Raw genomic sequence first — 21,161 nt, forward strand, 5'->3', positions numbered from 1 at the left:
TGCCCGGCGCCACCGTGATCGGCGATGACGCTGGGACGGCCGGTCCGGCCGGCGCGAGGAAACCACCGACCGGACCGGTCCTGGTCAGCGCAACGGGGTCGGCGACACCGTCGGTCGGCCCGGCACGCCGGGCGGGCCCGGCGGATTCGACGGGCTTGGTGAGGCGGTCGGTCCGGCCGGCACACCCGGTGCCCCCGGCTTGCCTGGCACGCCCGGCGGAGTCGACGGGGTCGGCGAGACCGTCGGCCGTTCCGGTACGCCGGGCGGGCCAGAGGGATTCGCGTCCGCGCCACCGGGGCTCGGCTCGACAGTCGGCACCGCGGCGGGCGCGGACGGGGTTGGTACGGGTGGGCTGGGCACGGCCGCCGGACCGGCCGGACTGGGCACGGCCGGGGGAGGCCCGTCCGAGCCGGTCGCCGCGAGGGCGAGCGGAGTGGCGATCAGGATCGCCGCCAGGGTGCTCACCGCCCCCACTGCCACCGTGGCGCGACGTCTGTTGCGCACCCGCCGTTCCGCTCGGCTCAACTGGTCATGCACGATCGGTGCCTCCTCGGCCAGGTCGGTGAGGGTGGAGCGGATGAGGTGCTCGAAGGGTTCGGTCATCGCCGTACCTCCAGCATGTCGACGTCCGGCAGCAGGTCGCGCAGTCGCTTCACCGCTCGATGGGTACGGCTGCGCACGGTCCCCACCGAGCAGCCCAGCAACTCGGCCACCCGGGCTTCGGGGAGGTCCTCGTAGTAGCGCAGGACCACCACCGCCCGCTGCGTCGGTGGCAGGTGGCGCAGCGCGGCCCGCATCGCCAACCGCACGTCGGAGCCGCCGCTCGGGTCGCCGCCGACCGGTTCGTCCGCCGGGTTGAGCGGTGTCTCCCGCCACCGGCGAAGTCGCCGCCACCAGCTGATCTGCTCGCGGTACATCACCACGCGCAGGTAGCCCTCGGGGTCGGCGTGCCGAATGGTTCCCCACTTCGGGATGGTCCGCGCCAACGCCGACTGGAACAGGTCCTCGGCGGCGTTGCGGTCCCCGGTCAGCAGGTACGCGACCCGCATCAGCGCCGGAGTCCGGCTGCCGACGAACTCGGCCAGCCGCGCGCGCTCGTCCTCGTCCACCCACCACCCCCGTTTCGTTGTCACAGATACAGACGCCCCAGGTCATCGTCGCTATCCACGATCGGTGGGGTTTTTCGGCCCGAAAGTGTCGGTCGTGCCGGGTAGCGTCCGGCCACCAACTGAAGAAGGGGTGCGGCGGATGACGAGCGTGGCGGGTTGGGCGGCGGCGTCGACACCGGGTGCGTTTCCGCCGCTGCCCCGCGCGGTGGCGCAGTCCTTCTACCGCCGGATGCGGGCCGTCGCGCCGGCCGCCGTGGGCGCCATCGAACGGGACCGGGCGGGCGACCGCGAGCAGAGCTTCCCCGACACGGCCTGCGGCCGGTTGGCCGGCTCACTCGACGACGCGGGCCTGCGGGCCCTCGGGATGTGGACGCACCACTGGTGCATGCGCTTCTACGACGACGACACGAGCGTTGGCCGGCGGTTGATCCGCGAGATCGCCGCGCGGCCTGGGCTGGGCTGGACGGCCGACGAGGTGCGTTGGATGCTGCGCGAGTCGGTCTCGGCCGGTCCGGCCGCCGCCGACCGGTTCACACTGCCCCGCGCCGCCGCCGGGCAACTGCCCCTGGCCGACCGTCGGGCCCTGGGTCACTGGCCCGAGGTCGAGGTGCCCCGCCAGCGGCGGCCCGACCAGTCTAGTTGATCAGGCGGGGTCCGACCGCCACCCGCGGCTGGCGGTCGGCCCCACACCGAGCGCACCGGAGACCGGCTACGGCAGGATGGACGCCGCACCGCCCTCGACGGAAGGACGCTCCGATGCCCGCCAGCGAACCGACCATCATCGCCACCAGCATGGGCTTCTTCCGGGGCGACCGCGGGCCGTACGACCTGCGCCCCAGCCCGGTCTTCGAGCTGGCGGCCGAGTTGGCCGAAGCCGGTCCGCAGCCGCGGGTCTGCTACCTCGGGCAGGCCGTCGGCGACCAGCCCACCTCGCTGACCGCCGTCTACGGCGCGTTCGCCGACGCCCGGTTCCGGCTGTCACACCTCGCCCTGTTCCCGATGCCGAACGTCGAGGACGTCCGCGCCCACCTGCTCGCCCAGGACGTGATCTGGGTCGGCGGCGGCAGCGTGGCCAACCTGGTCGCGGTGTGGCGGGTGCACGGGCTCGACGAGATCCTGCACGAGTGCTGGCAGGCCGGCGTGGTGCTGGCCGGCGTCTCCGCCGGCTCGATCTGCTGGCATGTCGGCGGTGCCACCGACAGCTTCGGCCCCCGACTGCGCGGCTTCACCGAGGGCCTGGCCTGGCTGCCGTACGGCAACGGGGTGCACTACGACAGCGAGGGCCAGCGCCGCCCGTTGATGCACGAGCTGGTCGGTGACGGCACGCTCCCCACCAGCCACTGCACCGACGACGGCGTCGGCCTGGTCTACCGCGGCACCCAGCTGGTCGAGGCAATCGCGGACCGCGAGGGCGTCTCGGCGTACGAGGTCAGCCGCGGCGCGGACGGCAGCGTCCGGGAGGCGGTCATCGCCCCCCGCCGGCTCGGCTGAGCCTCACGCCTCCTCGACCGGCTGTCGGCTGCGCAGCACCGCGTCGAAGACCTGGGCCAGCTCGGCGGCGTCCTCCCCGGCGTGGTGCGTGTGCGGCATGTCGTGCAGGCCCAACTCGTGCTTGATCGTGTCCTGGCGGGTCCGGGCCCAGTCGCTGCCGGTCAACCCCATCCAGTAGCTGCGGAGATCAACACCGGAGCCGGTCGCACCGAACGGGCTGTGCCCGACGAAGCGGACGAAGTACCAGTGCACGAACATGCCGTCCCAGACGGCCGGGGCGGCGAGGAAGACCGGACGGCCGACCCGGCGCAGCCCGTCGACCCAGGCCGCCGCGGCGGACATCGCCTCCTGCGCGGTGGGTGCCTCCCGCAGCAGCCGGTCCCGGTCCAGGCCGGAGACGGCCAACGCCGCCGGGACGAACTCGTCGGAGATGGGACGCAGCTCGGTGTAGAAGGTGAGGTCCGGGCGGCCGGCCACGGCCATGCCCAGCGAGATCATGCTGTACGGCCCGGGGATCGGCCCGTCCGCCTCCACATCGACGGCGATGTACAGCTCGGGCAACGTCGAGGTCATCCCACCTCCAGCAGCGGAACGTCGAACCGGGAGACTAGCAACGCCTGACGGGGCGTGGTGGGAGCGACGATCGACCAGCGGCGCGGCGACGAATCGGAGCCGCGTGGACCGGCCCGGCCGGGACCGGCGTAAGCTGGCCCGTCGTGAGTCTCACCATCGGCATCGTCGGCCTGCCCAACGTCGGCAAGAGCACGCTGTTCAACGCGTTGACCAAGAACGACGTGCTGGCGGCGAACTACCCGTTCGCCACCATCGAGCCCAACGTCGGCGTGGTCGGGCTGCCCGACGAGCGGCTGGGCAAGCTGGCCGAGATCTTCTCCTCGCAGAAGGTGCTGCCGGCGCCGGTGTCGTTCGTCGACATCGCCGGCCTGGTCCGCGGCGCGTCGAAGGGGCAGGGCCGGGGCAACGCCTTCCTGGCCAACATCCGGGACGCCTCGGCGATCTGCCAGGTCGTCCGGGCCTTCTCCGACCCGAACGTGGTGCACGTCGACGGCAAGGTCTCCCCGGCCGACGACATCGAGACGATCAACACCGAGCTGATCCTCGCCGACCTGCAGACCCTGGACAAGGCGCTGCCCCGGTTGGAGAAGGAGGCCAAGCTCCGCAAGGACCGGGCCGCCGCTGTCGCCGCCGCGAAGGCCGCGATCGAGGTGCTCGACGGTGGCACCACGCTCTACTCCGGGGCCGCTGCCGCCAAGATCGAGCTGGAGCACCTGCGCGAGCTGCACCTGCTCACCACCAAGCCCTTCCTGTACGTCTTCAACGTCGACGAGGCCGAGCTGGCCAACGAGACGTTCCTCGACGAGCTGCGCGCCCTGGTCGCCCCCGCCGAGGCCATCTTCATGGACGCCAAGATCGAATCTGAGCTGGTGGACCTGCCCGAGGACGAGGCCCGCGAGCTGCTGGAGTCGATCGGGCAGAACGAGCCCGGCCTCAACCAGCTCGTCCGGGTCGGCTTCCGCACCCTCGGCCTCCAGACGTACCTCACGGCCGGCCCCAAGGAAGCGCGCGCCTGGACCGTCCCGGTCGGCGCCACCGCGCCGGAGGCCGCGGGTGTGATCCACAGCGACTTCCAGCGCGGCTTCATCAAGGCCGAGGTGGTCTCCTACCAGGACCTGGTCGAGCACGGTTCGATGGCGTCGGCCAAGGCGGCGGGCAAGGTCCGCATCGAGGGCAAGGAGTACGTCATGCAGGACGGCGACGTGGTGGAGTTCCGCTTCAACGTCTGAGGCTAAGAAGTAGGAGCAAGGCAGCGTGGCAAAGCTAGACACCGCTTGGGCGATTGCGGAGATCGACAAGTTCCTACATGTGACGGAACGGGTCCCGTCAAGGCATCCGAACGTCCTGGGCGTGTTCATGCGTGGCCCTCAGACAGAAGCGTCAGAGCGGGCGCACGTTGTCGAGCAGATCCTTGATCGGGCTCTTCCCGGTTGGAGCAGGGACCGTCCGGCCAAGGACGTTGAGTATCGGTGGCTGCGCGACCAGGCATCCCGGGGTAAGGCCGCGTTGAAGCGTTCGGCGGAGCTTGCCGAGAAGCTCGGGGACAACGCTCCGGACATGGGGGCGGGGAATCTGCACCCCTGGGCGTGGGAAAGCGGTCGGTCTTTCTGGAACAACGGCCACTATCACCAGGCCGTCATGCAGGCTGCCATTCGCATCAACTCCGAAACCCAGGCCAAGATCGGGCGGGTGGATGTCTCGGAGACCAAGCTGTTCAACGAGGCGTTCTCGTTAGACGAGCCGAAACCCGATGCGCCTCGGCTCAGGCTGAAGCCGGATGACGGCAGCGACACGTACAAGAGTCTCCACCGAGGAGCCAGGGCGTTCGCTGAAGGGTTGTACGCGGCGATCCGGAACCCCGGTATGCACACTCCGCCTCCTGCAGACGGCGGTGAGGAGCAACTTGCCCTTGAGCAGTTGGCGGCATTCAGCCTCCTCGCCCGGTGGGTAGATCAGGCAACCATCAAGCGGGTCTGAAGTTGGCTGACTACGTTCCGCAGATCATCACGGCCGTTGGCACCATCGCCGGTGCGCTCGGGGGCGTGGTGGTGACACAGCACCATCAACGCCGGACGGCGGCTATGGAGCGCGCCGACAAGCGCCGGGCCGAGCTCCGGAGCCACATCGTTGAGTTCCTGATCAACGCCGATGAGTGGGCCTCCCACATGGACATCGTGATCGTGGTGATGTGGAAGGCCGCCGACCACGACATGATGGAGCTGAGCAACAGCGAGATTGCCAAGCGGTCCGGTGAACTCCGGTACGCGGTCACTAGGGAACTGAAGCACCTCCTGGGACTAGTCGGTGACCCGCACCTTCAGCGGTCGGTGCACGTCTTCCACGATCTATGGCTCACCATGTCGGATCAGATGATGGGTCCCGTTATCGACAAGAGGCGTAAGTCTGATTCCGAGGCTGTGACAGAGGCTTTTGAGTACCTCGGCCGCCTCCGCCGCGCGACGACCGACATCCGGAACGCGGCGTTGCCCTTGTTGCGGGTCGCCGTCGAAGATCCCCAATCGGTCAGGTGGTGGCAGATCCAACGCCGTAGAGCCGCGCGCCGCGCACTTCCCCGCTGATCGCGTTCGTTGCAGGCAGCGTCAGTCGGACGTCGTTACCCATCGTTCGGCTGGTCGGGCGGGATCAACTTCCGGCGGCTCAGTCGCCCTACCTGGAGCCGCCCAGGACGCGCCGCTTGGTGAGACAGCGCCGCTGAGTCAACGAGCACCGGCGTCGGATCGTAGCGCGTGATGAAGGGCTTCCGGCACGGCATTGAGGACCAGCGCCGCTCGATCCAGGACACGCTCCTGGGCCTGACCGCTGACCTCCCCAGCTTCGCGGCTGGACGGCCGCGCGGTGGGGACAGGGCCTCGGCCACCAACCTGGGCGGCGGCCGACCGGATCGGATCACCGAGGGCCTTGAACAGCGGTGCGACCGGGGATTGGATACCTGTATAGGTGGGACCAATGTTAGACGTTCGTGTTTTGCGCCCAAAAGAAGCGATCTATGAGCCGGCGTATAGCTGATCGGTGAGGTGGCAGTCGCATCTTTTGTCGTGCTGATATCAGGTCAAGGATGCCAGGGTCAAACACATCGCGGCAGGGCAATATGCGCTCGTGGACGTCGCCTACGGCGTCGATGACTTGGATCTTCAAGTCAAAGACTCGGAACTTGAGAAGTGCGTCTACTTTAATTGTGCCGCCAGTCGAGGGTCGTTCTGCGGTTCCTGTTCCAAGGGGGTAGCCCTCGCCGACGAAGTAAAGGAAGTAGTCAATATGGCTTAATAGGCCCACGGTCGATAAAGAGCTTCGTAGCTTATCGTAGCCAATCCATGATGGATTTTCGCTTCCGCTAAAGGCTATTCGATATTCGACGGATCGCACGATCGCGAGATTTGCAGCCGCATTGAAGATCGATAACCTTAGGACGTTGTCTTCATGGCTGAAGGGGAAGGCCGCTTCCTCGGATTCCGCGAGATTAATCCCCCACCCGATTGCCGGGCGAACAGTCTGAGCGTATTGTGCCCGAGTAACCAAGTACAAAAAGAAAACCGTTACGATGGTGGCGGCAGATTGAAGATCGAGCACCCTTAACTTCCAGGGCCAGTGGCTGGTCATGCCGGCTGGGAGGTTTTGGCGCACTATCTCCCAAAAAAGCAGAATGCTAACAAAGGCGGTCACGACAATCGGCAGAAGGAAAAGTGTGCGCCGTCTGCGGACGATCTTTTGTGCGGGTGGACTGCTCTTGCCGAACGTCAGCGCTTCAAAGGCCTCCATGCTTCAACTATGCATTGCAGCACAAGTTGATCAGCAAGGGCGACTCGGGTAAGCGACCAGGCAGGGCGCGGGCCATGCCTTCTGCACGGCTGTGGCACGACGCTCCATTTCACTTGAAGGGCCAGGAACGGCCGTGGGTTGGGGCGCCGATGCAGACGGATGGCGGCCCGGATCGGAAGCAAGAGCGATGGTCAGAGCGGGAGCACTCGTGGACTACACGCTGTGCGGGGCAGTGCGCGGACCTGCGCACTTCAGATGGAAGTGAACAGCGCCCCTCTTGACGGGCGGGCCGTCGCCCTCAATGGCCTAGGGGTCAAGAGGTCGTCGGTTCGACGACAATTGCCGACCGTCGATGTCGATCACTTGACCGGACTTTGTCGCCTGCTCGGCTTGCGTTTCCTTCCGGCCCTGGCCTTCGCGAACTGTCGTCGGCGCTGGTCTCGTTGCTGCCGCTGCCACTCCTGTCGCCGGTTGCCGCGTCGTTGCTGATAGAGGTGGGCGATCACGGCCAGCACCATCCACCCGGACAGAACCAGGCCTGCCGCTCCGACCACCCCTTGCAGCCGGCCCCGATGCCCGCTGAGGATGCCGAAGTCGGTTACGAAGTCATCCGGGTCGTCGGGGTTGACCCAGATCCGCACCGTGCTGCCGGCCGCCAGGCAGACCTCCCAACAGCCAACCTCGGCCTGACGCTGGGCACCGGCGAATTCGTAGCTCAGGTGCATCGTCTTCCGCCGCTTGTGCACTAGCTCATCGACGACTGCCTGGGCTGGCACACCATGGATCCGCAGTCGGCTCTCCCAGGCGTCGGTGTCCTGAAAGGTCTTGAAGGGCAGCCACAACATGACCATCCCGACCACGAGGCCGATCGCGTAGACGGGGTAGCGGACGCGCCACCAGCTTCGCAGGATCTGCACGGTGGCCATGGTGACAGTCGATGTCGACGAGCGGCGGTACGGTGACCGGGTGACGGAACAGATGCTCCGGTCGTCCTTCGGCGCGGCGGCGACCGCGTACGCCGAACACCGCCCGGATTACGCGCAGGCCGCGGTGCGGTGGGCGCTGGAGCCCGCCCCCGGCCTACGCGTGCTCGACCTGGGGGCCGGCACCGGCAAGCTGTCCGCGACGCTGGCGGCGGTGGGCGCGGAGGTCGTGGCTGTCGAGCCCGACCCGGCGATGCTCGCCGAGCTGCGCCGTGCGGTGCCGACCGTCAGTGCCCTGCCGGGCAGCGCCGAGGCCATCCCGTTGCCGGACGGGTCCGTCGATGCCGTGCTCGCCGGCAACGCCCTGCACTGGTTCGACATGACCGTCGCGGGGCCGGAGATCGCCCGGGTCCTCGCGCCCGGCGGTGTTCTGGCCGGTCTGTGGAACATCATGGACGACCGGGTCGACTGGGTTGCCGGGCTCGAACGGGTCAGCGGGAGTGCGGCGATCGGCCCGCGTGACACGTTGAGCAGTTGGCGCGCCGCGACGGCGGGCATGCTCGTTCCGAGCCCCGGCCTGGTCGCTCGGTTCGAATCGGCGGAGCAGGTCGAGTTGCCGCACGGTCAGCGGCGTACCGCCGACTCGCTCGTCGCGACGCTCGCGACGCGGGGCGGGATGCTGGTCATGCCGGACGAGGAGCGAGAGGCCAATCTCGGCCGGATCCGGTCCTTTCTCGGGAGTCGAGCCGAAACCGCGCACGGCGAGTTCACGCTGCCGATGCTGACCGGCGTGCTGCGCGCCCGGCGACGCTGACGGCCGGCGTACCGACATCGGGGCGGGGCATTGGAAGCTGTGCTGACAGGTGCCGATGTGGCGCTGGTGGGCCTGTTTTCGGCGAAGGACAAGAAGTTCGAGAGCACACTCGATCTGCTGGCCAGCCTTGTGGAAGCCCACGGTGGCCGGGTCGTGAGCCGGCACGTGCAGCGGCGTGGAGTCTCTTCCGGCGGCGTTGGCAAGATGGCTGACCCGTTCTCGCGGCGGACGTTGCTCAGCCCCGGTAGGGCCCGCGAAATCGCCGAGGCCTGCCGGCAGCACGGGGTCGGCGTCGCGGTGTTCGCGAACCCGCTGACCGACCACCAGCGGACCGTCCTCACTGACATGTTCGGCTGTCCCGTCCTGACTGGCGAGGACCTCCGGTAGGTCAGGGATGACGATCACCCGCCAAGCGGACGATCGAAGAAACCTACTGCTCGGCCCAGGCACCCAGCTCGTTGCCGCTGGGGTCGGTGAAGTGGAACCGCCGGCCACCGGGGAACTCGTACGGCCCGTTCACCACCTGGCCGCCGGCCTCCTTGACGGCCTGCACGGACCGGTCCAGGTCGGTGGAGTAGAGCAGCACGAGTGGGCCGCCCGCCCGAACCTCCGCGTCCAGACGGAGACCGCCGACCTCGGGCGTGGCGTCGCCGTGTGGGCTCCGGATGCCGGCGTACTCCGGCCCGTAGTCATTGAACTGCCAACCGAACGCGTCGGCGTAGAAGCGCTTGGCCACGGCGAGGTCGGTCACCGTGAGCTCGACGTAGTCGATGGTGTGGTGTCGGTGTGGCGATGGCTCAGACATGCGCCGATCGTGCACCAGGGGTACGACGAAACCGCGACGTGCAACGAAAGGTTGCGCGATGGACGCGAGCTGTCGTAGGTTAAGTGCAACCAAAGGTTGCGAGAGGTTGTGGACATGGAACAGGGAACGATCGAACGAGACATCCACGTCAACGCGTCCCCCGAGGTCGCCTTCGAGGTGGTCAGCCAACCCGAGCACATGCGGGAGTGGTGGCCCGACGACGCGCGGTTCGAGTCCGTCGCCGGTGCGCCCGGCGAGCTGATCTGGCGCGACGCCGACACCGGCGAGACGAAGACCGTCGCGTTCGCCGTCGTCGAGGTCGACCCGCCGAAGCGGTTCTCCTTCCGGTGGTGCTTCAGCGAGCCGGACCGGAGCGGGCAGGCGCTGTTCGTCACCTTCGACCTGGTGCCCAGCGGCACCGGGACGCTGATCCGGATGACCGAGACCGGCTTCCGCGAGTTGGGTTGGGAGGTCGCCGTCCTGGAGGAGCAGTACCGCGACCACGAGAACGGTTGGGACCACTACATGCCCCGCCTGGGCGCGTACGTCGCCCGGCTGGTCGCGACACCGTGAGCGCGGTGGTCGACGACGAGTTGTGGTCGGCGATCGGCGACCCGATCCGGCGTACGATGATCGATCTTCTTCTGGCCGATGGGCCGGGCACTGCCACCTCGTTGAGCAGGCGGTTACCCGTCACCCGCCAGGCCGTCTCGAAGCACCTTGCGGTCCTCGACCGGGTTGGGCTGATCCACGCCGAACCGGCCGGTCGTGAGCGCCACTACCAGGTGGACGAGGCGCAGCTCGCCCGCGCGGTCGCCCAGTTGTCGGCGGTCGGCTCCACCTGGGACGCCCGCCTCCGCCGGATCAAGCGCATCGCCGAGACGATCGAACGCCACCGCACCACCAACCAGGGAGGCTGAAAATGGTCGACATTCTGCACCAGGTCGGCGTCGTCGCTCCGCTTGCCGACGTCTACCGGGCGGTGGCAACCCCCGAGGGCGTCGCCGGATGGTGGTCGGTCGACACGACCGGCAAGAGCGAGGTCGGCGGGCAGTTGGCCGTCCACTTCGGTGACGAGGGCGGGTTCGACCTGGGGATTCTTGAGCTGGACCCGGCTGGTCGGGTGCGGTGGCGGGTCGTCGGTGGCCCCGAGGAGTGGATCGGCACCGAGATCGGTTGGCGGCTCGACCAGCGGGGTCGCTACACGATCGTCGACTTCACGCACTCGGCTTGGCGCGAGCCGACCGAACTTATGCGCGAGTGCAGTACCAAGTGGGCGACCTTCCTGATGAGTCTCAAGGAGCTGGTCGAGACGGGGCGCGGCCGGCCGGCGCCGGACGACGTCCAGATCAGCGACGGGCACTGACCTCGGTGCCGGTTGGGCCGCCGGGGGATCGCACGCTTCGCCGCGAGATCGCGATCCCCCCGGCGGTCAGGCCGAGGGCGGCTATCGCCACCGCGCAGAGCAGCAGCGTCGGGCGTGCGCCGATCGCGCTCACCAACGGCCCGCCCAGCATGGTGCCCAGGGGCACCGCCAGTACGAGGATGGCACCGTTCGCGGCGAGCACCGCGGGCAGTCGGGCGGTCGACGTGCTTCGCTGGAACAGCGCCATCGACGTGGTCATGTACGGCGCCCAGATGAAGCCCGCCAGGGCGAACGCCGGCAACGACACGCCGACCGGTACGCCCAGGCCGAGCGGCAGCATGGCAACGCCGAACGCGACGACGATGCCGATGGTGGTGGCTCGCAGTGGCCAGCGGCGGAGGTAACCGGCGACCAGACCCCCGGCGAGACCGCCGACGCCGAACGCGGTGTAGTAGGCGCCGAGCAGCGTCGCGGAGGCGTGCAGGTCGTCGGTGATGTGGATAGGCATCGCCACGTACACCGGTCCGAAGAGGAAGAAGAACCCGAGGCTCAACACCAGCAGGCCCAGCAGGGCCGGGTTCTGGCGGATGACCGCGAAGCCGGCCGTTCGCGAAGCGCCGCTCTCGGACCGTGCGGGTCCGTCGTTGGCGGGAAGGGCGAGACGGTACGTGAGGGCCAGCGCGGCGAAGGTTGCGGCGTCGATGGCGATGACCCAGACCGGCCCCACCCAGCCGATCAGGATGCCCGCCAGAGGCGGGCCGACGATTGTGGCGAACCCTCCGATGGTGCTGAGCACGGCATTGGCCGGCAAATGGTGTCGCTGCGGCAGCAGTTCGGCGATCAGGGTGAATCGGCCGGCGCAACCCCACGAGTGCAGCAGCGCGGACGCGGCCAGCAGAACCACGTACAGCCCGATGGAGAGCACGCCGGCGAGGTGCGCGAGGGGAATCGCCCCGAGCGCGCTGGCCCGCAAAATCGCGTCCCACCCGGCGAGTTGTGCGCCGCTGCGTCCGCGCAGCAGCCGACCGAAGATGACAGTCCCGGCCGCGCTGGGCAGCGTGTACGCCGCCATGGCCAGCGCGATCGAGGTGCCCCGCTGTTCGTGCGGGGCGAGTTGGATGGCGAGCCAGGTCACCGCGACCACCGCCAGGCCGTCGCCCAACGCGGAGACGGCCAGCCCGGGTAGGACGCGTCGGAGTTGAGGGTGACTGACCACCGGCCAGTACGGAGAGGAGCGCGGGAATCGGGAGGCGTCCGGCATGCAGTCAGCTCACCCGGCGAGGGACCTGGGGATCAATACCTGGCTGCTGGCAGCAGAATCAGCCGAGGGTGAAAAGCCGAATCACCGTTGTGGGCCGTCGTTTCGGCGGGCAGCGCGGAAGGACGAGCCGATGTTCGCCACGATCGAACCCACCGAGGCGAGCGACACCGCCACAGTGCCGGCCGTGTCGGCCCCGCCGTCCCCGGTCACCTTGAGGATGATGCCGGTGACCATGAGGACGACCGACAGGGCCAGGACCACCTGGATGGCTCGTCTGCTCATGGCGGCATCTCACTCTCGGTCGGCGGGAGATCGGCTCGGGTTCCGTGACGTCGGGGCGATGACTGCTCGACTTTCCGGAACCCGAGCCGATCAAACCGCTACTCCTTGCGGTAGACCGAGATGTGCGACGGGCTGTCGGCCTGGAACGGTCGCCGGTGCCAGTCGGCGTACCGCTCGGTGAGCCGGAGCCCTGCCTGCTGCGCCATCTCGTCGATCTGGTGCGGCCAGGCGTACCGCATGGCGAACGGCTTCAGGTGCACACCGTCCGCGTCGAACGTGATCGTCTGCCGGATGAACCGCTGCGCCGGCCGGTCGTACCGGTGCAGTCGAATCGTCGCGGAGTCCTCGGTGACCTCGCGCACCTGCACCTGCTCGTCCGAGTCGAAGCTGCGCGGGTCGGGCACGAACGTCTCGATGACGAACGCTCCGCCGGGCGACAGCACCCGGGCGACGTTGCGGAAGCAGTCCGCCTGCCGCTCGGCGTCCACCAGGTTGAACAGGGTGTTGAAGACCAGGTACGCGAGCCGGAACTCACCGGCCACCGGCACGTCCGCCATGTCGGCGACGACCACCGGGATCTGGTCGCCGCCAGGCTTCGCCCGCAGCTGCGCGAGCATCTCCTCGGACGCCTCGACGCCCTGCACGGCGAGGCCGCGTTCGGCCAGCGGCAGCGCGACCCGGCCGGTGCCGATCGCCAGTTCGAGAACCGGACCCCCGTCGGCCAGGTCGGCCAGGAAGTCAACGGCGGGGGCCGGGTCGGGGTTGCCGGGGCCGTCGTAGTCGGCGGCCCAGAGTCGGCCGAAGAGGCCGGGATCGTCGAAGACCGACATCAGCGGCCTCCGGGGTTGAAGTCAGTGGGGCTCAGCGCCAGGGGAACAGTCCTGCTCACGAAGTCTCGATTCGTCGGGTCGGATGACGATTGGTTCGGGGGACTTCGTCGTGTTGGGCATGGCGGCTGCTCCCTTCGCGTGACTGTCGACCGAGGACACCAGACACGTCGTGGGCCCGGCAAGGCAATTACGCCAGCCGGGCCCACGACGCGACGTGTGGTCAGGAGATGTGGTGCAGGATCACGTTGTGCACGTGGTGGCTCTTCTGCGCGCCACGGAACTCCACCTCGTAGGTGTGCGTACCGACGTGGATGGCGATGGCGCCGGTGGAAAAGAACGAGCCACCCCACGACTTGTTGCTGACCACGCTCACGCTGGTGATCTTCGAGTACGGGATGCTCGTGATCGCGAACCGCTTGCCGACGAACGAGCGGTCCTGGATGATCACGCGCCGGTCGGTCAGCCCGATGAACCCGGTACCGGTGCCGACGGCGTCGTAGACGGCGATGATCTGCTCGCCTTCGAGGAGGCCACTCTCGATCTGCTGGACCTGCTCTTTGCGGTCGTACGCGATGTTCGCCATGTGCCCCAGGTTAGGAAACCGACGCCAACGCGCCCACCCGGGCGACGACCACGAACTCGCCGTCACCGAGCCCGACGGGCTCGCCGTGCCAGCCCCCGTGAACCCGGTCCACGATGAAGCCCGCCCTGGTCAACGAGGTACGCAACTCGGCCTCGGTGCGGAAGCGCAGGGTCGCCGAGCTGAGCAGTTCTTCCCCGTCGTCGAAGTGGTAGTGGTGGGTGAAGTCGACCACTCCGTCGCGTACCCCGGTGACCTTGGTCCACGCGCGGACCTCGCCGTCGGGCAGCGTGACCACCCGCTGCGAATCCACCGGGTTCCACCGCTCCCAGCGACGGTCCGCCGGGTCGCGGGCGTCGAACATCAGCCGGCCGCCGGGCACGAGCGCCCGGGCCAGGTCGGCGAGGGTACGCGCCCACTCCGCATCGTCCACGAAGAACTGCGCGACGTGGCTGGTCAGCACCGCCACGTCGAACGCCCGCTCCGGCAGTAGCGCCGAGGTGCCCTCGATCCAGGTCACCCGATCGCCACCCGGCCTGGCGCGAGCGGCGGCCAGGGACGCGCCGGCCGGGTCCACCCCGGTGACGGTGTGGCCGGCGGTGGCGAGGGCAACGGTCAGCCGGCCGGTGCCGCAGCCGAGGTCGAGCACCCGGGCGGCCGGGGTCTCGTCGACCACCGTCCGGAAGAAGTCGTCGTCCGGCCCCCACCGGCACTCGGCGTCGTACACCTGGACCAGCCGGTGGTGGCGGAACTCGGCGTGCCTCATCGGGGGTTCGCGTCGGTCGCGGCGCGGACGAACTCGCGTACCCGGGTGGTGGTGTTGCTGGGCAGCCAGACCGGCCCTCGTTCGATCGGCGGCGCGTCGTGGATGGGCACATACGCCACGTCGGGGCGCGGGTAGTAGCGCCTCGTGTGCTCGCCCACCGGCAGGACTCCCCGGCCCAGCGCGACCAGGGACAGCATCTCGGAGAACGTGTTCCCGGCGGGCCCCCTCGGCACCGCCCGTCCGGACGGGGTGCGCTCCGGGGTGCGGTCCCGCTTGAACTCCACCGAGGTCACTGTCGGGTACTGCACCACGGGGTGGTCGGCGAGCACCTCCAACGACACCGACCGTTCCCGGCTGAGCGGGTGACCCGCCGCCACCGCGAGCACCCGGTCCTCGCAGAGCAGCGCCGGGCCGGTGGCCATGCCGTCGAACGGGTACGAGGCGATCAACACGTCCGTCGAGCCGTCGAGCAGCCCGGACCGGGTGGTGGACAACTGCGCCTCGTGCACTTCCACCCGACAGTCGGGGTGCCGTTCACCGAACAGGGCCACCGCCCGGAGCAGTACCGGCGCGGTCCACTCGCCGAGGAACGCCACCCGCAGCGTCCCGGTCACGCCCCGGGCGGCGTCGGCCGCGCGGCGGACGGCCTCGTCCATGGCTGCCACCAGCGGGGCCAGCTCGTCGGCCAACTGTCGGCCGATCGGGGTGAGCCGGACGACCCGACTGGTGCGGGCGAACAGCGGTGCGCCGATCTGGCGCTCCAGCTTCTTCACGATGTGGCTGACCCGGCCGGTGCTAACGGTCAACCGCTCGGCGGTCCGGCCGAAGTGCAGTTCGTCCGCGAGGGTCAGGAACGTCTCGACCTCGTACCGCTCCAGCACACCAATCCCATCGTTGACCTGTGGGCAACGATCGTAGCGGCATCAGGTCTTGGTCGGCGCTCCTCGTCCGGGGATCGTGAACGCGGCAGCGAAGACCGAACGAAAGGCTCCGACATGAGCATTGACGACTACCCGGCCGGCGTGAGCGCGGTGCGGGTAACCGGTTTCGACCACCTGGTGCTGACCGTCGCCGACGTGGAACGGTCCCTGAGCTTCTACTGCGACGGGCTCGGGCTGGCACCGGTACGGGTCGACGAGTGGCGTGCGGGCACCGTCCCGTTCCCGTCGGTGCGGATCAGCCCCGACAGCATCATCGACCTCGTCCGCGGTGAGCCGCAGGGCGCGAACGTCGACCACTTCTGCCTCGTGGTGGCTCCACTGAACTGGACGCAGGTGATCGAGTCGAAGGTCTTCACAGTGCTGACCGGGCCGGTCAGCCGGTTCGGCGCGCGCGGTTCGGCGACCTCGATCTACGTGCGGGACCCGGACGGCAACTCGGTGGAGCTGCGCTGGTACCCGCAGGACGCCGGGTCGGATGCGGAGACGGTCGTCAGGCCTCGGTGACCGCCCGGTAGGCGTCCTCGATGCGGGCGGCCAACAGCACCTCGCCCTCGGTCAGCGGCTCGCCGCTGCCGTGCCCGACCCGGATCTGGGTGCTGTCGGCCCGGCGGCTGATCTCGGGCCGCAGATGCAGCGCATCCGCGACGACCTTGACCCGTTCAGTTAGTGCGGCGTGTTGGGTATCGTCGATCACGAGCGTCCGTCGGATCTGCTCGCCCTCGCGCGTCCAACCAGATAGCAAGGTCAACGCGTCGGAAAGGTAGTCGTGCTTGGCCCTGCTGTTGAACAGCACGCGCATCACCGCACCCCCCAAGCGCCGTTGCCGGCTTGTGGCCAAATCGTCGCCATCCCGTGTCTTGTCGGTGCCCCCTAGTCTCCCGCTGCTCGGAGGGGGTGTCCACGCCCACACTTCCGTGTCTTGCTGGCCTAGCGGACGGCTACGGTACCCAAACCGCCGATTGATCTGGCACCCTGGACGCCCGTGCGGACCGAACGGGCGAATGATGGCGGGCAGGCCGAACGACGGGACCTGAAGGTGATCGTCGGTGCGGCGATCATCCGGGATGGGCGGGTGCTCGCCTGTGCGCGTTCCGCCCCACCCGAGGTGGCGGGCATGTGGGAGTTTCCGGGCGGAAAGGTCGAGCCGGGGGAGGCCGAAACCGACGCGTTGATCCGGGAGTGCGCCGAGGAACTGGCCGTACGCGTCGAGATCGGCGACCGGGTCGGTCGCAACGTACGGATGGCGCACGGCCGCTCGGTGCTCAAGGTGTACGCGGCCCGCCTGCTCGGCGGCGACCAGCCACAGGCGCTGGAGCACGAGGCGCTCCGCTGGCTCACGGCCGACGAACTGGACTCGGTCACCTGGCTCCCCGCCGACGCCCCCATCGTGGCCGCCCTCCGCCCCCTCCTCCTGCGCAACCCTCGTTGATCATGAAGTTATTGCCATGACACGCCGCGCAGGAGGGCAATAACTTCATGATCAACGGGGGCCGGGGGCCGGGGGCCGGGGGCCGGGGGTTGGGGGTTGGGGAAGTGGGACGGGGGTTGGGGGTTGGGAAGTGGGACGGGGGCCGTGGCAGCTGCCACGGCCCCCGTTGTTGTTCAGGTGGTCAGTGCTTGTTGTCCTGCTCCGGGTGAGCGAAGTTGAGGTGCTCCGGAGGCAGCGGGAAGGTCACGTCGTCGCCGAACGGAGACGGCGCGGCGGCCCGGTCGAAGGTGAGCTCGGTCAGCGGCAGCTTGCCCCGGTCGTCGACCGCCGGAGCGGTCGGGTGGGGCACCTCCCGGTGCCAGTTGACGCCGCTCTGCGCCTGCGCCTCAGCCTGCGAGTCGTGGGAGCCACCCGCGTGCGAGTGCACCCCACCCCGGGCGGAGCCCGGCGTCGCCGAGCCCGGACGGGCGGTGGTCACGCTGGTCTGGGGCGTCTCGCCCCGACGGAAGATCTTGCTACCAAGCCACACAAGGGGATCGTACCTGCGGTCGACGACCCGTTCCTTCATGGGGATGATCCCGTTGTCAGTGATCTTGATGTGCTCGGGGCAGACCTCGGTGCAGCACTTGGTGATGTTGCAGAAGCCGAGGCCCTGTTCGGCCTGCGCGTACTCCTTGCGGTCGGTCCGGGCGTCCAACGGGTGCATGTCCAGCTCGGCCGCCCGGATGAAGTACCGCGGGCCGGAGAACGCCTGCTTGTTCTCCTCGTGATCGCGGATCACGTGGCAGACCGTCTGGCACAGGAAGCACTCGATGCACTTACGGAACTCCTGCGAGCGCTCCACGTCGACCTGCTGCATCCGGTAGTCGCCCGGAGCCACGTCTGTCGGAGGGGCGAACGCCGGGGTCTCCCGTGCCTTCTCGTAGTTGAACGAGACGTCGGTGACCAGGTCCCGGATGACGGGGAAGGTGCGCAGCGGGGTGACCGTGACGGTCTCGTCGTCGCCGAAGGTCGACATCCGCGTCATGCAACCCAGCCGCGGCTTGCCGTTGATCTCCATCGAGCAGGAGCCGCACTTGCCGGCCTTGCAGTTCCACCGGCAGGCCAGGTCGGGCGCATCGGTGGCCTGCAGACGGTGGATGACGTCGAGGACGACCTCGCCCTCGTTCACCTCCACCATGTAGTCCTGGAGGTCGCCGCCGCTCTCGTCGCCCCGCCAGATCCGGAACTGACGCTTCGCGCTCATCGGTTGTCCGCCTCTCCAGCGTCGTCAACGAGGGCGTCGAAGTCGGCGAGCTCCTCGTCGGTGAGGTACTTGGCCAGCTCGGCCCGGTCGAAGAGGCCGATCAGCTCCGACCGCATCTTCGGCAGCGGCTTGCGGGTCAGCTGCACGGTGTCGCCGTCCAGCGCGCAGACCAGGTTGACCTGCCGCCACTTCGGCTCCATCGTCGGGTAGTCCTCCCGGGTGTGCCCGCCGCGCGACTCCTGCCGCTCCAGCGCCGCCTTCGCGGTGCACTCCGAGACCACCAGCATGTTGCGCAGGTCCAGGGCCAGGTGCCAGCCCGGGTTGTAGCGTCGGCCGCCGGCCGCGCTCACCTTGGCCACCCGCTCACGCAGCTCGGCGAGCCGGACCAGCGCGTCGGCCAGCTCACCCTCCCGGCGGATGATGCCCACCAGATCCCCCATCACCGCCTGGAGGTCCTGCTGAAGGGTGTACGGGTTCTCGCCGGTGTCCCGTTGCAGCGGCGCGAGGGCGGTCTCCACGGCCGCCTCGACCTCGTTCACGGCCACCTTCGGTCGGGCGGTCAGCCCGTCGGCGTAGCTGGCCGCGTGCCCGCCCGCCCGCTTGCCGAAGACCAACAGGTCGGACAGTGAGTTACCACCGAGGCGGTTGGAGCCGTGCATGCCACCGGAGACCTCACCGGCGGCGAACAGCCCGCGTACGTGGCCGAAGGCCGCACCCGAATCCGGGTCGACCTCAACGCCGCCCATCACGTAGTGGCAGGTCGGGCCGACCTCCATCGGCTCGGCCGTGATGTCGACGTCGGCCAGCTCCTTGAACTGGTGGTACATCGACGGCAGCCGGCGGCGGATCTCGTCGGCCGAACGTCGGCTCGCGATGTCCAGGAAGACGCCACCGGCGGGGGAACCCCGGCCGGCCTTGACCTCGCTGTTGATGGCCCGGGCCACCTCGTCGCGCGGCAGCAGCTCCGGCGGGCGCCTGTTGTTGTCCGGGTCGGTGTACCAGCGGTCCGCCTCCTCCTCGGTCTCCGCGTACTGCTTGCGGAAGACGTCGGGGACGTAGTCGAACATGAACCGCTTGCCGTCGGAGTTCTTCAGGACGCCGCCGTCACCGCGCACCGACTCGGTGACCAGGATGCCCTTCACCGAGGGCGGCCAGACCATGCCGGTCGGGTGGAACTGGAGGAACTCCATGTTGATCAGCGTCGCCCCGGCGCGCAGCGCCAGCGCGTGCCCGTCCCCGGTGTATTCCCAGGAGTTCGAGGTGACCTTGTAGGAGCGCCCGACGCCGCCGGTGGCCAGCACGACCGCCGGCGCCTCGAAGAGGATGAACTCGCCCGACTCGCGGTAGTAGCCGAACGCGCCGGCCACCCGGTCACCGTCGAGCAGCAGCTCGGTGATGGTCGTCTCGGAGAACACCCTGATCCGGGCGTCGTACGAGCCGAACTCCCGCTGGTCCTCCTGCTGAAGCGAGACGATCTTCTGCTGGAGGGTGCGGATCAGCTCCAGCCCGGTCCGGTCACCAACGTGCGCCAGGCGCGGGTACTCGTGGCCACCGAAGTTGCGCTGCGAGATCTTGCCGTCCTTGGTGCGGTCGAAGAGCGCACCGTACGTCTCCAGCTCCCAGATCCGCTGCGGCGACTCCTTCGCGTGCAGCTCGGCCATCCGGAAGTTGTTGAGGAACTTGCCGCCGCGCATGGTGTCGCGGAAGTGCACCTGCCAGTTGTCCCGGCTGTTCACATTGCCCATCGCGGCGGCGGCGCCGCCCTCGGCCATCACCGTGTGCGCCTTGCCGAACAGCGACTTGGAGATGATCGCGGTCTTCTTGCCGGCCAGCCGGGCCTCGATCGCCGCGCGCAGACCGGCGCCGCCGGCCCCGATGACGACGACGTCGTAGTGGTGTCGTTCGATGCGAGTGGTTGTGGTCATGTCAGGGGCCCTTTAGTTGATGAACCGCAGGTCGGAGAACCAGCCGGCAGCGAGCGCCATGATGTAGAAGTCGGCCAGCGCCAGGGTGCCGAGGGTGATCCAGGCGAGCTGCATGTGCCGGACGTTCAACGCCGAGACGAAGGTCCAGGCCTTGTACCGCACCGGGTGCTTGGAGAAGTGCTTGAGCCGGCCGCCGATGATGTGCCGGCAGGAGTGGCAGGAGATCGTGTACGCCCAGAGCATCACCACGTTGAGCAGCAGGATGATGTTGCCCAGCCCGAAGCCGAAGCCCTTCGGCGAGTGGAAGGCGAGAATCGCGTCCCAGGTGTTGATCAGCGAGATGATCGCGGCGGCGTAGAAGAAGTAGCGGTGCAGGTTCTGCCCGAGCAGCGGGAAACGGGTCTCACCGCCGTACTCCTTGTGCCCGTCCGGGACCGCGCAGGCCGGCGGCGACAGCCAGAACGACCGGTAGTACGCCTTGCGGTAGTAGTAGCAGGTGAGCCGGAACAGCAGCAGGAACGGCAGGGTCAGCGCGGCGTCCGGGATGATCCACCAGCCGGGCAGGAACCGGCCGAAGTGCGAGGCTTCCTCGACACACCGGTCGGTCACGCACGGGGAGTAGAACGGGGTCAGGTAGTGGAACTGGTCCACCCAGTACCACTTGTGCATGAAGACCCGGACCGTCGCGTACGCGACCCAGGCGCTGAGCCCGATCACGGTGATCAGCGGGGCGAACCACCATCGGTCGGTACGCAACGTCTTCGCCGCGATGGCGGCGCGCGCCCGCGCCCCCTTCGGCCTCGTTGCCGTTGAAGTCATTCGAGTCGTCTCCTCGACGGGCCCGTACGGGCGGGCTGGTCTCTCTCCGGTCGGCACGCGGACCGGCGAACCCGCACCCGCTGCCACGTCATGCGCACACCAACGACCACGCCGGATCGACCGACGCAGCTAAGTGACACACGTTACGCCGATCTCCGCGAGCCGTCCGCGCAAGGGAGTGTCCCGTGTGTCTGGCCTGCGGAAAAGCCCCCGGGTACGCAGAT

Annotated in this window: 28 protein-coding genes; 12 read left to right on the forward strand and 16 right to left on the reverse strand. The window is 68.7% G+C overall.

The features are described 5' to 3' along the window. Window positions 1-84 precede the first annotated feature (84 nt). Window positions 85-603, reverse strand: a complete 519-nt coding sequence (locus tag ACGF3C_RS08700; protein WP_357231807.1) for a hypothetical protein — start codon at window positions 601-603, stop codon at window positions 85-87. Then, complete coding sequence (locus ACGF3C_RS08705; protein WP_112583752.1) at window positions 600-1,109, reverse strand: SigE family RNA polymerase sigma factor; 510 nt, start codon at window positions 1,107-1,109, stop codon at window positions 600-602. The genes ACGF3C_RS08700 and ACGF3C_RS08705 overlap by 4 nt, the downstream gene beginning before the upstream one ends. Window positions 1,110-1,248: 139 nt before the next feature. Here ACGF3C_RS08705 and ACGF3C_RS08710 point away from each other — a divergent pair, with 139 nt between their 5' ends. Together ACGF3C_RS08710 and ACGF3C_RS08715 are read left to right on the forward strand one after the other, a co-directional pair. After that, window positions 1,249-1,752 (forward strand): hypothetical protein, encoded by a 504-nt coding sequence (locus tag ACGF3C_RS08710; RefSeq protein ID WP_357231804.1) that lies wholly within the window; start codon window positions 1,249-1,251, stop codon window positions 1,750-1,752. A gap of 113 nt (window positions 1,753-1,865) precedes the next feature. Further along, a complete protein-coding gene (locus tag ACGF3C_RS08715; RefSeq protein WP_393220102.1) occupies window positions 1,866-2,600 on the forward strand; it encodes a Type 1 glutamine amidotransferase-like domain-containing protein in 735 nt (244 codons plus the stop codon). A 3-nt stretch (window positions 2,601-2,603) separates the two neighbouring features. Here ACGF3C_RS08715 and ACGF3C_RS08720 read toward each other — a convergent pair whose 3' ends face one another. Further along, entirely contained in the window at window positions 2,604-3,173 is a 570-nt protein-coding gene (locus ACGF3C_RS08720) for an exonuclease (RefSeq protein ID WP_357231798.1), read from the reverse strand. 143 nt (window positions 3,174-3,316) lie between these two features. Here ACGF3C_RS08720 and ychF point away from each other — a divergent pair, with 143 nt between their 5' ends. Genes ychF through ACGF3C_RS08735 form a run of 3 tightly spaced genes read left to right on the forward strand, consistent with a single transcriptional unit; the run spans window position 3,317 to window position 5,752 of the window. Beyond that, window positions 3,317-4,402: a redox-regulated ATPase YchF gene (ychF, locus tag ACGF3C_RS08725; protein WP_393220106.1), complete on the forward strand. Its 1,086-nt coding sequence runs from the start codon at window positions 3,317-3,319 to the stop codon at window positions 4,400-4,402. Window positions 4,403-4,427: 25 nt separating this feature from the next. Further along, window positions 4,428-5,150, forward strand: a complete 723-nt coding sequence (locus ACGF3C_RS08730; protein WP_357231791.1) for a TIGR02391 family protein — start codon at window positions 4,428-4,430, stop codon at window positions 5,148-5,150. 2 nt (window positions 5,151-5,152) lie between these two features. Next, a complete protein-coding gene (locus ACGF3C_RS08735; protein WP_357231788.1) occupies window positions 5,153-5,752 on the forward strand; it encodes a hypothetical protein in 600 nt (199 codons plus the stop codon). Between the two features lie 391 nt (window positions 5,753-6,143). On the opposite strand, the gene ACGF3C_RS08740 is transcribed toward ACGF3C_RS08735, so the two are convergent. Next, window positions 6,144-6,950: a hypothetical protein gene (locus tag ACGF3C_RS08740; protein ID WP_393220111.1), complete on the reverse strand. Its 807-nt coding sequence runs from the start codon at window positions 6,948-6,950 to the stop codon at window positions 6,144-6,146. Window positions 6,951-7,309: 359 nt separating this feature from the next. After that, window positions 7,310-7,876, reverse strand: a complete 567-nt coding sequence (locus ACGF3C_RS08745) for a DUF3592 domain-containing protein (protein ID WP_357234569.1) — start codon at window positions 7,874-7,876, stop codon at window positions 7,310-7,312. A 52-nt stretch (window positions 7,877-7,928) separates the two neighbouring features. On the opposite strand from ACGF3C_RS08745, the gene ACGF3C_RS08750 reads away from it, so the two are divergent. Further along, entirely contained in the window at window positions 7,929-8,687 is a 759-nt protein-coding gene (locus ACGF3C_RS08750) for a class I SAM-dependent methyltransferase (protein WP_393220763.1), read from the forward strand. A gap of 57 nt (window positions 8,688-8,744) precedes the next feature. Then, window positions 8,745-9,074 (forward strand): hypothetical protein, encoded by a 330-nt coding sequence (locus ACGF3C_RS08755; RefSeq protein WP_357234566.1) that lies wholly within the window; start codon window positions 8,745-8,747, stop codon window positions 9,072-9,074. Window positions 9,075-9,117: 43 nt separating this feature from the next. Here ACGF3C_RS08755 and ACGF3C_RS08760 read toward each other — a convergent pair whose 3' ends face one another. Next, window positions 9,118-9,492, reverse strand: a complete 375-nt coding sequence (locus ACGF3C_RS08760; RefSeq protein WP_393220116.1) for a VOC family protein — start codon at window positions 9,490-9,492, stop codon at window positions 9,118-9,120. 114 nt (window positions 9,493-9,606) lie between these two features. On the opposite strand from ACGF3C_RS08760, the gene ACGF3C_RS08765 reads away from it, so the two are divergent. The 3 genes from ACGF3C_RS08765 to ACGF3C_RS08775 are packed head-to-tail and all read left to right on the forward strand — an operon-like array spanning window position 9,607 to window position 10,858. Continuing rightward, window positions 9,607-10,065 carry an SRPBCC domain-containing protein gene (locus ACGF3C_RS08765; RefSeq protein ID WP_357234560.1) on the forward strand — a complete coding sequence of 153 codons (459 nt, stop codon included), beginning with the start codon at window positions 9,607-9,609 and terminating at the stop codon, window positions 10,063-10,065. Beyond that, on the forward strand, window positions 10,062-10,412 hold the full coding sequence (locus ACGF3C_RS08770) for an ArsR/SmtB family transcription factor (protein ID WP_393220121.1): 351 nt from the start codon (window positions 10,062-10,064) through the stop codon (window positions 10,410-10,412). The genes ACGF3C_RS08765 and ACGF3C_RS08770 overlap by 4 nt, the downstream gene beginning before the upstream one ends. A 2-nt stretch (window positions 10,413-10,414) precedes the next feature. Then, a complete protein-coding gene (locus ACGF3C_RS08775) occupies window positions 10,415-10,858 on the forward strand; it encodes an SRPBCC domain-containing protein (RefSeq protein WP_393220124.1) in 444 nt (147 codons plus the stop codon). Here ACGF3C_RS08775 and ACGF3C_RS08780 read toward each other — a convergent pair. The 6 genes from ACGF3C_RS08780 to ACGF3C_RS08805 all read right to left on the reverse strand — a co-directional run bounded on the left by ACGF3C_RS08780 (window position 10,842) and on the right by ACGF3C_RS08805 (window position 15,458). Then, window positions 10,842-12,119, reverse strand: a complete 1,278-nt coding sequence (locus tag ACGF3C_RS08780) for an MFS transporter (RefSeq protein WP_393220127.1) — start codon at window positions 12,117-12,119, stop codon at window positions 10,842-10,844. The two genes, ACGF3C_RS08775 and ACGF3C_RS08780, sit on opposite strands and share 17 nt — an antisense overlap. A gap of 81 nt (window positions 12,120-12,200) precedes the next feature. Continuing rightward, entirely contained in the window at window positions 12,201-12,401 is a 201-nt protein-coding gene (locus ACGF3C_RS08785) for a hypothetical protein (RefSeq protein ID WP_393220130.1), read from the reverse strand. Window positions 12,402-12,499: 98 nt separating this feature from the next. Beyond that, on the reverse strand, window positions 12,500-13,231 hold the full coding sequence (locus ACGF3C_RS08790; protein WP_393220133.1) for a class I SAM-dependent methyltransferase: 732 nt from the start codon (window positions 13,229-13,231) through the stop codon (window positions 12,500-12,502). A gap of 220 nt (window positions 13,232-13,451) precedes the next feature. Beyond that, window positions 13,452-13,814 carry a PH domain-containing protein gene (locus ACGF3C_RS08795; RefSeq protein WP_030337500.1) on the reverse strand — a complete coding sequence of 121 codons (363 nt, stop codon included), beginning with the start codon at window positions 13,812-13,814 and terminating at the stop codon, window positions 13,452-13,454. Window positions 13,815-13,824: 10 nt separating this feature from the next. Next, the gene (locus ACGF3C_RS08800; RefSeq protein ID WP_393220138.1) at window positions 13,825-14,577 is read right to left on the reverse strand and encodes a class I SAM-dependent methyltransferase; all 753 of its coding nucleotides are present in this window, start codon (window positions 14,575-14,577) and stop codon (window positions 13,825-13,827) included. Further along, entirely contained in the window at window positions 14,574-15,458 is an 885-nt protein-coding gene (locus tag ACGF3C_RS08805) for a LysR family transcriptional regulator (protein WP_393220142.1), read from the reverse strand. The genes ACGF3C_RS08800 and ACGF3C_RS08805 overlap by 4 nt, the downstream gene beginning before the upstream one ends. A 114-nt stretch (window positions 15,459-15,572) precedes the next feature. Here ACGF3C_RS08805 and ACGF3C_RS08810 point away from each other — a divergent pair, with 114 nt between their 5' ends. Continuing rightward, a complete protein-coding gene (locus ACGF3C_RS08810) occupies window positions 15,573-16,022 on the forward strand; it encodes a VOC family protein (protein ID WP_357227946.1) in 450 nt (149 codons plus the stop codon). On the opposite strand, the gene ACGF3C_RS08815 is transcribed toward ACGF3C_RS08810, so the two are convergent. Continuing rightward, window positions 16,009-16,317, reverse strand: coding sequence for a 4a-hydroxytetrahydrobiopterin dehydratase (locus tag ACGF3C_RS08815; protein WP_112604995.1), 309 nt, complete (start codon window positions 16,315-16,317; stop codon window positions 16,009-16,011). The two genes, ACGF3C_RS08810 and ACGF3C_RS08815, sit on opposite strands and share 14 nt — an antisense overlap. Window positions 16,318-16,500: 183 nt before the next feature. Between ACGF3C_RS08815 and ACGF3C_RS08820 the strand changes: the two genes are divergently transcribed. Further along, window positions 16,501-16,947, forward strand: coding sequence for a (deoxy)nucleoside triphosphate pyrophosphohydrolase (locus tag ACGF3C_RS08820; protein ID WP_357227944.1), 447 nt, complete (start codon window positions 16,501-16,503; stop codon window positions 16,945-16,947). Window positions 16,948-17,128: 181 nt separating this feature from the next. Here the strand turns inward: ACGF3C_RS08820 and ACGF3C_RS08825 are convergent, their stop codons facing one another. From ACGF3C_RS08825 to ACGF3C_RS08835, 3 genes are read right to left on the reverse strand one after another with little or no spacing between them, the layout of a single operon-like run. Beyond that, window positions 17,129-18,193, reverse strand: a complete 1,065-nt coding sequence (locus ACGF3C_RS08825; protein ID WP_357227941.1) for a succinate dehydrogenase/fumarate reductase iron-sulfur subunit — start codon at window positions 18,191-18,193, stop codon at window positions 17,129-17,131. Then, on the reverse strand, window positions 18,190-20,118 hold the full coding sequence (locus tag ACGF3C_RS08830; RefSeq protein ID WP_357207963.1) for a fumarate reductase/succinate dehydrogenase flavoprotein subunit: 1,929 nt from the start codon (window positions 20,116-20,118) through the stop codon (window positions 18,190-18,192). Before ACGF3C_RS08830 ends, ACGF3C_RS08825 begins: the two co-directional genes overlap by 4 nt. Before the next feature lie 12 nt (window positions 20,119-20,130). After that, a complete protein-coding gene (locus ACGF3C_RS08835; RefSeq protein ID WP_124859396.1) occupies window positions 20,131-20,937 on the reverse strand; it encodes a hypothetical protein in 807 nt (268 codons plus the stop codon). Window positions 20,938-21,161: the final 224 nt, after the last annotated feature.

Source organism: Micromonospora sp. NPDC047762 (assembly GCF_043204655.1).
Taxonomy (GTDB): domain Bacteria; phylum Actinomycetota; class Actinomycetes; order Mycobacteriales; family Micromonosporaceae; genus Micromonospora.